General features: G+C 67.0%; 5 protein-coding genes and 2 pseudogenes. 5 read left to right on the top strand and 2 right to left on the bottom strand.

Annotated elements, in window-relative coordinates; translation table 11 throughout:
- The first annotated feature begins 4 nt into the window (after positions 1 to 4).
- The 5 genes and pseudogenes from ACWD3O_RS22065 to ACWD3O_RS22045 form a co-directional block, all read left to right on the top strand.
- Entirely contained in the window at positions 5 to 1,009 is a 1,005-nt protein-coding gene (locus tag ACWD3O_RS22065) for a dimethylarginine dimethylaminohydrolase family protein (RefSeq protein ID WP_451417055.1), read from the top strand.
- 857 nt (positions 1,010 to 1,866) lie between these two features.
- A complete protein-coding gene (locus ACWD3O_RS22060; RefSeq protein WP_451417054.1) occupies positions 1,867 to 2,403 on the top strand; it encodes a hypothetical protein in 537 nt (178 codons plus the stop codon).
- Positions 2,404 to 2,482: 79 nt separating this feature from the next.
- A pseudogene (locus tag ACWD3O_RS22055) lies at positions 2,483 to 2,955 on the top strand (winged helix-turn-helix domain-containing protein); the annotation flags it as partial.
- Positions 2,956 to 3,832: 877 nt separating this feature from the next.
- The gene (locus tag ACWD3O_RS22050; RefSeq protein ID WP_451417053.1) at positions 3,833 to 3,994 is read left to right on the top strand and encodes a hypothetical protein; all 162 of its coding nucleotides are present in this window, start codon (positions 3,833 to 3,835) and stop codon (positions 3,992 to 3,994) included.
- 281 nt (positions 3,995 to 4,275) lie between these two features.
- Positions 4,276 to 4,470: pseudogene (locus ACWD3O_RS22045) on the top strand (site-specific integrase); the annotation flags it as partial.
- A gap of 159 nt (positions 4,471 to 4,629) precedes the next feature.
- Here ACWD3O_RS22045 and ACWD3O_RS22040 read toward each other — a convergent pair.
- Positions 4,630 to 4,920, bottom strand: a complete 291-nt coding sequence (locus ACWD3O_RS22040; protein ID WP_451417052.1) for a DUF6881 domain-containing protein — start codon at positions 4,918 to 4,920, stop codon at positions 4,630 to 4,632.
- Between the two features lies 1 nt (position 4,921).
- Positions 4,922 to 11,689, bottom strand: coding sequence for an HYD1 signature containing ADP-ribosyltransferase family protein (locus ACWD3O_RS22035; RefSeq protein ID WP_451417051.1), 6,768 nt, complete (start codon positions 11,687 to 11,689; stop codon positions 4,922 to 4,924).
- Positions 11,690 to 12,438: the final 749 nt, after the last annotated feature.

The raw sequence follows: 12,438 nt of genomic DNA, 5'->3' as shown, positions 1-12,438 counted from the left end.
ACGAGTGACGTCATCCGAGCCGAACTCCCCGAACGAGGGGCCGCACTCGTCAGCGACGCGCAACATGAGCGAATTCGCCGTCACGCCTGATGCGGTCATCGTGCACGACCCCGTCGCGGCCGGCGCATTCGAGCGGATGCTTACTGTAACTGACGCCCGGCTCCTGCAGGAACAGTATCTCTTTCGAGCAGTTCCTACACCCGCCCTGTTCAGCAGGCAGCACCAAGCATTTGTGGAAGCTGTCGAACGTCACGTGGGGCGGGTGTACCGTCTCTCTGATCTCGTGGGCACGCAATCCGTATTCACGGAGGCGCGTACGAATCCCAACCAGGTCTACACCCGGGACGCTCTCGTGACGATTCCTTGGCTGCCCGGAAAATATGTGGCCGGGAACATGCATGCCCCGATTCGAAGGCCCGAATCAGACGCCATGGAAGCCGCAGCCCGCGAGCTGGGCCTGGAGCCCGTGCTGCGCCTTCCTGATGATCTGGTGTTGGAGGGTGGAGACGTCATCCCTTACTACAGGGAAGGAAGGCGGATCCTTCTGATCGGCTATGGTCGGCGCACGCAACTGCCCACACTCGAGTATCTTGCGGGTGCGATGATCCCGTCCGCCGTCGACGAGATCATCGGCGTCAAGCTGGCCCCTTGGCGTATCAACCTCGACGGTGGCCTGGTGCCGGTGGCGGAGGACGTAGCTATCGCGCACCCGGACAGCATCCTCAGTGCGACCGCTTTCGACGGGCGGAACGTCGAACGCGTCGACCTCATCGGCATGCTGCGCGACACAGGAATGAACGTGATCACTGTTTCGCTGGAAGAATCGCTGTACAGGCAGGCGTGCAACTGTCTGTGCCTGGGTAACCGGCGGCTCGTCTGCTACGACATGACGGAAACAGCGGTCAACGCACTGAAGCAGGCTGGAGTGGAGCCGATAGCGGTGGACGGCAGCGAATTGGTGAAAGGCACGGGCGGCCCGCGCTGCATGAGTCGTCCGCTGTATCTCTGAAGGCTGCGGGCTGCTTCACCAGCAGCCCGCAGCCCACGGAACCGATACCGCCGGGGGCCGTTCACGTATCCGTCGGGGGCGGATGCTCATGTACGCGATGCCCTGCCCAACGACGCGGCCGCAGGACGGTCACCGCAGTGCCTCACTCTTCGGGATAGCCGAGTTCCGTGGGGTCGGCAGGGCGGGACCGCCTCCACGCCCTCGGTGCACGTGCGACATCCCTCAGCGCTGCCACCGGTTCCGGACCGCGGTCGGGTCCAGAGCTTGGCCGGCGAGGACGTCGCTGCCTTCGTGCAGGTAGTGGTAGCCGGTTGGCCTGGGAGCCGTCGGCGTCACGGGCCAGGCAGTGCACGCAGCCGCGCTCGCGGAACCAGGGCAGTACCAGGGCTGCCTGCCGGAACGGGCCGAGCCCGAGAGCGTCTCGGGTGCTGATCCGGCGGCTGCGGGCGGCCGGCAGGCGGGCGAGGAACTCGACGGTGTGGCGCGGGACGGCAACATAGGTGACCAACGTCAGGCTTTTGGGTCAGCTGAGAATCTTGTGAGAGGCAGCCGTCCTCAGTCGGCCACGCAAAAAAAGCATTCCGCTCAGCAGTCACCGTCAGGCGAGCCGCTCCGACATCAAACAATCAGGTTCGGCATCAGGCACGCCTCCATGATTATTTATTTCTTGACATCGCAAGAAATTTTGCACATATTCTGAGTCATCTCTGTACACGCCCTCGAATTCCCGCCAGTCTTATGGAGGATGACCTCCTCGTTCTGATGGAAGTCGTCCGGTGAACTGTGGCCCGGGTACGGGCGGTACCACTCTCGGCCGGCACCGCTTCCGAGGTGCCGGTCTCCAAGCAGCGGTGTCGATGGTGGAGGAAGTAATGATATTGCGTTCGTTCAAGAAATTGGCGCGGCGTCGGCTCTTCAAGGGGGTCGTGGCGTGCGCTGTCCTCACGGGGGCGTTGCAGGGCACCGCGGAGGCCGCGGAGTCGTCCGGTCCGCTGCCGCTGACGTTCCAGATCCGCAGCGTCGAGTACGGCGAGTGCGCCTACCCGCAGAGCGATGCGCCGCACACGATCCGCATGGACCCGTGCTCGGTGACCGACCTGTCCGAGAAGTGGTTCTTCAATCCGCTCACCTCGCAGGTCACCAACGCCCGCGCTGCGACGCTCGGCCTGTGCATGACCGCCGAGGTGAGCGGCCTGGAGCGCTCCGTGACCATGCGGCCGTGCGACATTTCCAGCCCTATCCAGCGCTGGGAGCAGTACACTCTCAACGGCGCGACGTACATGGCGGTGGCAAACGGGTCCGGAAACGTCCTCACCCCGCGCCAAGAGGGACGTAACTGGGACACGTGGCAAATCGGTGGCCCGTTCCAGCGTCTGACCTTCCCGCTCCTCTGAGCCCTATTGACTTGGCGCGTCAGGGTGAATCTGTGCGAAGTGCCTGATGAACGCGAAGCGGTGGCTGGTCCGATGGTGTGTGAGATATGCAGATGTGCGCGGGCTGACCGCCGCGGGACGGCTGCGCCGGGAGCCGGTGCGGGTGCAGGCGGCCGAGCTGTTCGGGCGAGGCGCCAAGCCGTCGGAGGTGGCCGCGGCGCCTGCGGATGAACGCGAAGTCGGTCGCCCGGTGGCACCAGTTGTGGCGCGACGGCGGGCTCGAGGCGCCGGCATCGAGCAGCACGGCTGGGCCGCGGTGCCGCCTGTCGCCGCGCTGTCCGAAGAAGCTCGCCGTGTACCTGGTCCTCCACCCGGCCGCGCACGGCGGGGTGGAGGACCAGGTGTGGACGGCCTCGCGGGTGGCCACGCTGACGGGCCGGAAGCTCCACGTCTCCTCCGGTGTGTCCGGGGCGACGCGGCTGATGCACCGGCTCGGTTCCAGCCTGCAGGTCCCCACGCGCCGGGTGGCCGAGCGCGATGAGCAGGCCGTCACCGTGTGGAGGGAGGTGACCTTGGGTGGAGTAGTTGAGTTGGCGCAACACCTGGTCGTCCATGGACGGGACGCCGTAGACCGACCGTTGACGCCGGACTCCGCCAAGGCATCGAGTCTCTCCTCGTAGTCCGGCGCGTCGATGACGGAGGGGTGGAGTTCGCAGGTGCTTTCGGTTTCAGGGCGACTTCCGACAGCACCTCACAGGTTCTTGCAGATCGACATGATGTGTTCCGCTGAGAGGTAGGAAGGCGTGCCTCCGCCGAAGAAGACGGTCTGCGCTGCAGACCGACCGGTGAAGCTGGGGACCGATTCCAGTTCTCTGCGCCAGCTGCTGAGCGCCGCCAGGCCGCCCGCGACCTCCAGTCCGCCCCTGCAGCCTGTCCGCCATCGGCACCGCCGCCTCGCCGGCCGCCCGATCCAGGACCCGGTGGGCTGGCTGATCGCCCGGGACCTGCCCCAGCGCCAGCAGTGCGGCGACGCCCGCTGCGATGAGGGCGTGCTCCTCGACTCCGGCCAGGCATGCCCGCGGTGCGAGGACCGGCAGGTCGATCGCCGGGCCCGGCGCAACGCGTGGACGGCCGCCGTCGGCGCAGCGATGCCGCACGCCACCGAGGCAGAGCGCCGCGCGGAAGTCGACCGGCAGCTGCACCAGCAGGTCACCGCCCGCGCGTGGGCCCACGAGCTGGAGCTGGAGCGGGTCCGCACCCGGAAGGCCGCCGCGAAGGCAGGCGCCAAAGCCGCAGCCCCGCCGGTCACCGCCCCTGCCGAGCCCGTGGCACCGATCGTCGTGCCCGCGCTGCGCCCGGCCGCCGCGTCGATCCCGGCTGTCAACGGCGTGGACCAGGAGCACGGGCTCGTCCTCGAGGACCTGACCCTGACCAGGTCAGAGCCTGACGGGTGCGGGCGATCAAGGACCACAGCGTCGTCTTCGCCTCCATCGACCAGTACGGCGAGACATCCGCGAGGAGGCTGTTCAGCCACAAGCTGGTCGATGGAGCCCAGCGCCTGGCGGGCATGCGCCACCTGGTCCTCGAGCACACCATCTGGGGGCAGGCATGAGCGGCGGCGAGAAGTCCGGCGTCGACCTGGCCCGCATCGCGCTGCGCGCCGCGATGGCGCAGGCCCGCAAGAACGGTGGCCGTCCGGCGAAGACCCGGCAGGAGCGCCCGACCAGGGTGGTGCGCCGGGACGGGCGCGAGCCGCTGCACCTCGGAGCGGCGATCGGCGCGCTGGTCACCGAGCGGGCCTGGGAGCTCCCGGCCGCAGGCGCCACGCTGCGGGACCGGTGGGCGGCCATCGCTCCCGACCTTGCCGGGCACGTCGCGGCCGTCGGCTACGACCTGCTCCTGGAACAAGGCGTCGACCTCGTCGTGATCAAGGAACTCCTCGGCCACGCCCACATCGGCGTCACCGCCGGCGTCTACGCCCGCGTACGACTCCGACTTCAACGCCAAGCCATCGAAACCCTCAACGACGCCCTCAGCCCGACCGACGACGACACCGACGACCCACCTGGCACTGCTGCCGTCCGCTGACGTTGCCGTCAGACACCCAAGAAGCCCCGGCGGAATCAAAATCCGGCGGGGCTTCCAGAATTTTCCCTGATCTCGGGATGAGTTCTAATCCAGGCAATCAAGGACACGAGGTTCCGAGTGATCAAGACTGCAAGCGCCGAAGGTCACTCGCGCCCGTGATCAGGAGTCATTGGAGTCACCTACGACTTGACGCCAGACTCTTTCAAAGACCACTCCTTCAATGAGCGACGGAGAAAACTCTTCCTGCTCGGCAATCTCCTCCAGGCTCGGAAGCGGACTTTCCCCGAGCGTGGTCGTTCCCGAGGATGACTCACCGTCCGCGAAATCCCGACGCCCGTCCCGATAGATCTCCACCTTGCGGATCTCGTACCCCGCATCGTCGATCTCGCTGTATAGCTCGATCGGCTCATCAGGCAGGTTGTGGCTCCACAGCACCTTGAGGTATTGCATCTCAGTTCGCTCCGTGACCGATTATGCGCCCGTTCAGATCCAACGGTCCTTGATTGGGGATCACATAGACGCTGTCTCTTCCCTTGACGACATTCAATCCCCTGACGTCAATCTCGACGTAGTTAGTGAACCGTCGCCCAGAGAATGGGTGCCCGAGGAAGCATCGCGACAGCTGTCCACAGGTCTTGGTTCCGGGAGCGATATCAGACAGATACTGCCCGTCACCATAGCGCGCATCCTTCGGACTCGCCTCCTTGGTTGAGGCATTCAATTTCTTGCTTCCCACGATCCCATTCATCCCGGCCTCGTCGGTGTAATGAATGAGGGTTGCGGGAGGGCAGCCGCCAGAATTGTGAACGAGGACCGGAGTCTCGCCCGCCAGCACATAGTACGTGTGGATGCCGTCAATCGTGAGATTGCGGACTTCAAGCTTCTGTTGGAAGTGACGTACCGCCTGCAAGGTGACCGAGGCTGCCGTGTCGGTGCGCAGGGTCATGCCGGGTCTGAGGTTTGCGGCGTCGACCCAGGCGTGCTCGGAGGGCGACCAAAAGGGGTGGTGGTCGGTGGCAATGATGGTCCCGGTGGCTCCACCGGTGTTCAGGGTGAGTTCGGTGAGGTTCTTTTTCCCCTTGCCGATGATGGTGGCGAGGACGGTGCGGGCTTCGGTAGTTCCGGTTTCCGGGTCGGTGGCGAGGATTTCGTCGCCGGTTTTGAGATCTTTGATTGCTATGGTGTTGCCGTCGGCGAGCTTGACTTCGGTGTCGGGGGTGAAGCTGTGCTTTCCGCAGGTCTTGGCGAGAAGTCCTTTTCCTCCTCCGCCGCCGAGAGCTAGCCCGGGCGCCTCTGCGCCATTATCTGCGGCCCATCCGTATTGGTCGGAATTGATGTCTGCCCCAAGGGCTTGCATTGATTCATGCAGACCCTGCATGTCGCTATTGCGGGCGCAGTTTTCTTCGTCTACCCAGCATCCTATAGATACGTAGTCCACGATATCGGCGGCGCCTTCGATTACACCGGCTGCCTCACCCAAGACGATCGTCCACAGGCTGGCGTCATTTCCGCCGCCGGTGCCGCCACCGCCGCCGTAACCGCCACCGCCGCCGGTGCCGCCACCGCCGCCGGTGCCGCCACCCCCGCCGGTGCCGCCGCCACCCGTGCTGGGCGGATCAGGCAGTGGTCCCATACCGCCGCAGCTGGCGCACACTGACACCAGCCCGGAGGGGTCCATGAAGTTGATGGGGTCGTTGTCGCTGTAGCTGTAGGCGGAGAGTTTCTGCGGCTGGTAGGGGAGGGTGAGGGGGTCAGGGCTGAGGAAGCGGCCGAGTGCGGGGTCGTAGGCGCGGGCGCCGAGGAGGGAGAGGCCGGTGGAGGGGTCTTCGGTTTTGCCGAGGAATCCGTGGTCGGTTCCGGTGGGGAGGGTTCCGGAGCGTTCGTCGCCGAAGGGGGTGTAGCGGCGGCGGGTGGTTTCTCCGGTGTCGGCGTCGACGGCGAGTTGGGTTGACGCTTGGGTGTCGGCCATCAGGTAGGTGACTTTGCCGGCGTCGGAGTTGGTGGTGCGCATGGCGACGGTTGCGGTGCCGCAGGTGTAATAGCGGGTCGCGGTCGCGTTCTTGCCGTCGGTGGTCCTGAGTTCGGTGCCGCCGAGGTAGGCGACGGTTTCCGAGGGGCTGGTGCGGACGAGGAGGTTGCCGTCGGCGTCGTAGGTGTAGCGGGTGAGTTGGCTGCCGGTGGACTTGTTGGTCGTGACAGTCGCGAGTCGGCCGAGGGGGGTCCAGGTGTAGTTGGTGGTTTTGGCGGTGGCTGTGCTTTGGCCGGGCTCGGTGCGCTTGAGCATCGTGCCGTCGGCGTTGTAGGTGATGGCGTCGCTGGAGACGGTGGCGCTGCCGACGATGTTGTTGGTCTTGCGGATGCCGTGGGGCTGGTCGGCGTTGGCGGTGGTCCAGGTGCCGGCGTCGTCGTAGCCGGGGTAGAGGTGGTCGCGCTTGGTGACCTGTCCGGCGGCGTTGGTGTCGGTGACGGACTGCAGGTTGCCGAGGCGGTCGTAGGTGTAGTCGCTCTGATAGGGGGCGAGGCCCTTGAAGTCGGATCCGGTGACTCCGGTGCAGGAAGCGGCCGTGGTGGTCAGTGCGTGCTCGAGGCGGGCCTGGTCGTCGTAGGTGAAGCATTGCGACTGGGCCGTCTGTCCGTTGGCCTGTTCACGCAGTTCCGTGAGCTTGCCCGCCAGGTCGTAGCCGTAGGTGTCCTTCTGGTGCTCGCGGATCAGGCTGTTGAGGGCCGTGGTGGTTGAGATGCTCTGCAGCCAGCGTGTGGCGTCGGTGTCGTGGTAGCTGTAGGAGCGGGTGGCGCTGACGCCGTTGGCGCTGGTGCCTGCAGCGGCTCCGTAGGTGCGGGTCTTGACGCGGTCGTAGGCGTCGTAGGTCGTGCCGTCGACGTAGACGGCGCCGTTGCTGGAGGTGCTGCGGGTGGCCTGGCCGTAGGAGTTGTAGGTGGTGGTGACGGTTTCGGCGGGCAGGCCTGCGGCTGCCGGGTAGCTGGCCTTGGTGACGTGGTCGGCGGCGTCGTAGCCGACCGTGGTGGTGTAGCTGCCCGCCAGCCCCGTCACCTTGGACGGGAGCGTCACGGTGGTGGAGGTGGCGCGGCCGCGGGTGTCGAAGGCGTTGTTCTTCGTGGTGTAGACGGTGCCGTCGGTGTCCCGGCTGATGGTCTGGACGATCTGACCCTTGCCGCCCGGGACGCTGCTGCCGTCGGCAGACAGGTCCCACACCCAGGTGGCGAGCTCGGTGCTCCCGGAGACGATGCCGGTCTGACGCCCCAGGTTGTCGTAGGCGTAGGTGACGGTGTTCTTGCCGGCGTTGCTGGTGGTGGCGTGGATCTTGCCGTTGGCGTCGTACGTCGTGTTGGAGACGCCGGCGTCCGGGTCATCGGTCCGGGTGCGGTTGCCGGCCCAGTCGTAGGCGTAGGTGGTGGTGTTGCCGCGGGTGTCGGTGATCTCGGCGAGTTCGCCCTTGCGGGTGTATCCGTAGGTGGTCGCGTAGGCGGCGCTGCCGTTGTGCTCGACGACCTTCGCCGTCTTGCCGTAGACATCCGTGTACGTGTCGGTGGCACCGCCGACCGCGGGCTGCACGGTCGTCTTCTCACCGTTGTAGGTGGTGGTCACCTTGCCCTTGGCCTGGGCGACACCCATGGCGACGAGCTGGGAGAGGGTGGTGCGGCCGGCCCAGTCGGCGACCACGTCGGTGTAGGAGGGCAGGTCGGCGATCTGCGGGCTGGACGGGCCGCCCACGCCGGCCGTGCCCTGGTTGCGGAAGGTGGCCGAGGTGCCGGCGACGTTGCCCGCGGAGTCGTAGCGGGTGGCCGTCACCTGCCGGTACGCCTTCCCGTCCGCTGACGGGAGCGGCACCTGCGTCTCGCGGGCCCTGCCGAGAGCGTCGTTGTAGGAGTGCGAGGTGAGGTAGGTGCTGCCGGACTGCAGCACGCTGGTGGTGATGTGCGGGTAGCCGTCCACGGCGTCCGGGACGCCGGAGCCGTTGGTCGACGTGGGGATGGTGTAGGCGAACTTCATGGAGGGTGAGGCGCCTGTTTCGGTCGGCTTCCAGACCTCCGTGATCCTTCCGGCGGCGTCCAGGGTGACCTTCGTGATGTTCCCGTTCGCGTCCTGCGTCTGGTAGGGCAGCCCCCAGAAGCGGGACGTCCATACCTTCGACGTCAGCGGGCCCCGAGGTGAGGCTGCTCCGTCCGGGTCGGGTGTGGTGGTGGTGACGCCGTCGGTCGGCCAGGTGTTGGCCGGGCTGTAGGTGGTGGTGGTGCGGTTGTGCTTGCCGTCCTCGGTCCACACCGTGCGGCCGGCCTTGTCGTAGCCGGCGTTCTTCGTCCGGTACTTGCCGGAGGCCGTGTAGGTGCGGATCTCGGTGGGGTTGCCGTCGGCCGGGTGGTTGTCGGCGACCGTCGGGGCGTTGTCGTAGAGGGTGGAGGTGTAGGCGTCGACGTAGGCGTCCGTGATGCTGGAGCAGCTGACGCGGTAGTGCTTGACCTGGTCCTCGAGGACGGTCCAGCGCTGGGCGCCGGTGGAGTCGTAGGCGTCGGTGTTGTAGGCGCGGCCGTAGGCGGTGCACTGGTTGTCGGAGACGTCGCTCTGGCCCCAGTCGTCGGTGCGCATGGGCAGACCGAACGTGGTCGACGCGGGCTCGGAGTCGTCGTACTCCTGCTCGACGACGTGCTCGCGCCAGGTGTTGTCGGACAGCAGGGTGCGGGTGACGGACTTGGACTGGCGGACGAAGCGGGCGTCGGGCATCCCGTCGTACTGGGCGGTGTTGTGCGTCCAGTACGAGAAGATGGTGTTCTCGCGGCCGGTGCCCTTGTCGTCGCGGGTGGAGGTGGAGACGGTCCGGCCGGAGAGCCAGTCGGAGTCGGTGTAGGTGCCGCCGTAGCCGTCGTTGACGGTCACCGACTTCGTCGCTGACGCGTCGGTCTTGGAGGTGCGGTCGCCGTCGAGGCCGCGGTAGAGCCAGTGCTTCGTGGAGCGCTTGTTGACACCGGCGCCGGTGGTGACCTCGACCTCCTGGTAGCCGCGCCAGTCCGACCAGGACTCGTCCGCGTCCGGCGTCAGCGGGTCGTTGGTGAACCGCCACCCCGGACTGTCCTGGTAGTCGTAGGTGGTGGTCATCACCGGAGCGCCGTCCTGGTTGGTGGTGACCGTCGGGTCGACCTCCACCTTCTTGACCAGGTACTTGCGGAACCAGCCCGTCTTGGCCTCGGTCTCGCCCTCCGGGGTCCACTTCTGCCAGTAGCAGTCGGTCGTGTTCGAGGCCTGCGAGGGAAGGCTGGACGCGTCGCAGGGCTTGGCGGAGCCGTAGGTGACCGTGGTGGTCGCGCCGGTGTCGCCGTGGATCTCACTGAGGCGGCGGAAGTTCAGCTCGGTGGAGCCGACCTTGTTGTCCAGGTCGACACCGTTGAAGTTGATCACCGGCAGGACCAGGTCCGTGCCGGCGCCGTACGTCTTGCGCTGCAGGTAGTCGAACCACAGCGTCTTGCCGATCGTGCCCTCGGGATTGGGCAGGCCGTGCTTGGTCTGGAACTGCTGCACCGTGTCCCAGCCGCTGCCGGTCTGGTCCAGGACGTAGGTGGTGATGTCCCAGAGCATGTCGGTGGAGAAGAACGTCGGGTAGTACGTCTTGCCCGCGCAGTTGTAGTCCGCGGACGTGCCGTCACACATCAGGTCGATCGGCACGTCCGGGTACGACGACGGCGACTCCTTGAACGTCGGGCACGTCGCCGCTGCCTTGCGCAGCGGATCGGCCTCGCTCATGCGTTCCACGCACCGGTTGACGTGGGTGAGCACGACCTTTGCCGGGACCTTGCTGTCGGCGATCTGGGAGGCCCAGCCGTACTGGATCTCCTTCAGGTAGCCGGAGGAGACGTAGCTGCGGGCCTTGTCCGAGTTCGCGACGGACCGGTAGTGGTTGTACTCCTTGTCGTAGAAGTAGATCGACTCGACCTCGTTGGCGTCCACGACGCGGTCGAGGTTCCACCGGTAGGCCTGGGTGCACGGCTCGGGGAACTGGGCGTGGCACGGCTCGCCCGGGTCGTTGCCGACCACGGGCATGGTGAAGACGGAGCCGGTGGCGGTGGTGGTGCGCTCGGAGCGGCCCCAGCCGAAGTAGTAGCGGTGTCCGTCCTGGGAGGAGATCACCCAGTACTCGCCGTCGCGGCCGGCGCCGTGGCCGCCGAACAGCCGCTGCACCCGCCAGCCCGGGTCGTCCTTGACGTGGTAGGAGCCGGTGCCGGTGTTGTCCTGGATCAGTTCGGACGAGACGCCGTTGAGGTTGATGACGTAGACCGCGCCGGAGGGCTCCTTCGTGCTGTTGGGGGAGTCCCAGCACATGTCGCCGATGGTCGGCAGACCGTCATCGGTGCAGTTGCGGTAGCGGCGCTCGATGAAGCCGACGTCCAGGTTCCAGCCCATGCCGACCCAGGACGCCTGGTTGTTGGAGGCGGAGGTGCGGCCGTCGACCGACTGCGAGTTGTACGAGAACGCCAGCGGAGGAGCCTTGCCCATCGGTGGCTGCGGCAGCTGCACGGGCAGGCTGTAGTTGAAGGCGCCCGAACCGGTCGCCACACTCCACGAACCCGTCGGCGACAGCGTCGAAGCACGGTAGTCGCCCTTGTCCGACGAGGAGCCCGTGGCCAGCGTGTACACCGAGCCGCTCGTGCTCGAGACCGCCTGCGCGGTCAGGCCCGCCTCCGGCTCGGCCGTCACCGTCGCGGTCAGCGTCCCCGACGCGGTGTCGTTCTCGGCCGGCACCACCTCCCGCTCCGCGCAGCCCTCCTGCTCGGGCGTCGTCAGCGCGCACGCCGGCATCCTGACCAGCTGCAGCCGGTCGGCGAAGTCACCGCCGAAGGCGTACTTGAACCCGGAGTAGTCGATGTCCACCTGCACCGGGCCGGGCACGTCGGCGCCGTCGGTGCGCGTCACCTGCAGGCCGAGGCCGATACCGCCGGCGGGCTCCACGTCCTGGCGGTCCAGGACCCGCACATCCACCTGCTCCGGTGACACCGGCACCCCGGCGTCACCGGGCTCTTCGCCGGCCGTCTCCTCCGGGCCCGGGGAAGGAGCGCCGGTGGGCGTGCCGTCCTCCGGGGCCGCCGACGGCTCCGGCGACTCCGACGCGCTCGGCTCCGGTGACGCGGAGCTCTCTCCCAGGCGCTGGACCGCGCCGAACTGGGGAGTGACCGCTCCGTCCGTGACCGGTGCCGGAGCGATCTCGACCACCTCGGCGATCTCCGCGGCTGCGTCACCGCCCGAGGAAGGCGAAGGCGACGGGCCGACCGTGCCGGCCTCTCCTACCGCGGCCTGTGACAGGTCGACGATTGCCTCACCCGCCGCCGGCCACTCGGGCGCCGGCAACGGCTTGCCGACTTCCTCCACATCCTGCGCCGGTACCGAACCCAGCGATTGCGACGGCACGACCGGCGTGCCGTCCTCCGCGGCCCCCGCCGATGGCGGAGAGATGAACGTAACCGTCGACAGCAGACCGGCAAGCAAGGCGCCTGCCAATCCCGTCGAGATCCACGGCGCCCTGAGCGCACGTCGAGCAGCCACCCAAACCCCTAGCACAGGCGGCCGCCCACTCCCGGGGCGGCCGCAGTCAAGCGAAATGACCCATCAGGCCTCCAGGCGTCCCGCGAAGTTGCGTGCGAGGTGTGGGTACAGAGCCTGATCAGTGTGCGATGAACGTATTAGATGTGAAGCTCTCGCGAACAGATGCAGAGAGGAATAGTTCCCTCCGCTAAACGTGATGTGGGACACAATCCCTGCTGTGTCGCCTGGAAGGGGGGCTGAAGCCCTGATTGAGACGACCTGTTGGAGATCAGTCCCAAAGGTGCGGATCGACCGCATCTTTGGCGTCCGGTGAGCGCATCGGTCAGCGCCCTCATGTGTCCGCACCATGTCCTCGTTTGTCCCGTGCTCTGGCCTGGGGACGCATCGGCCCAGGGGACGTGAGGAGCAGCCGGGGCGGG

The sequence above is a fragment of the Streptomyces sp. NPDC002640 genome, from assembly GCF_053592575.1.
This window is presented reverse-complemented; position numbering and strand designations above follow the sequence as displayed.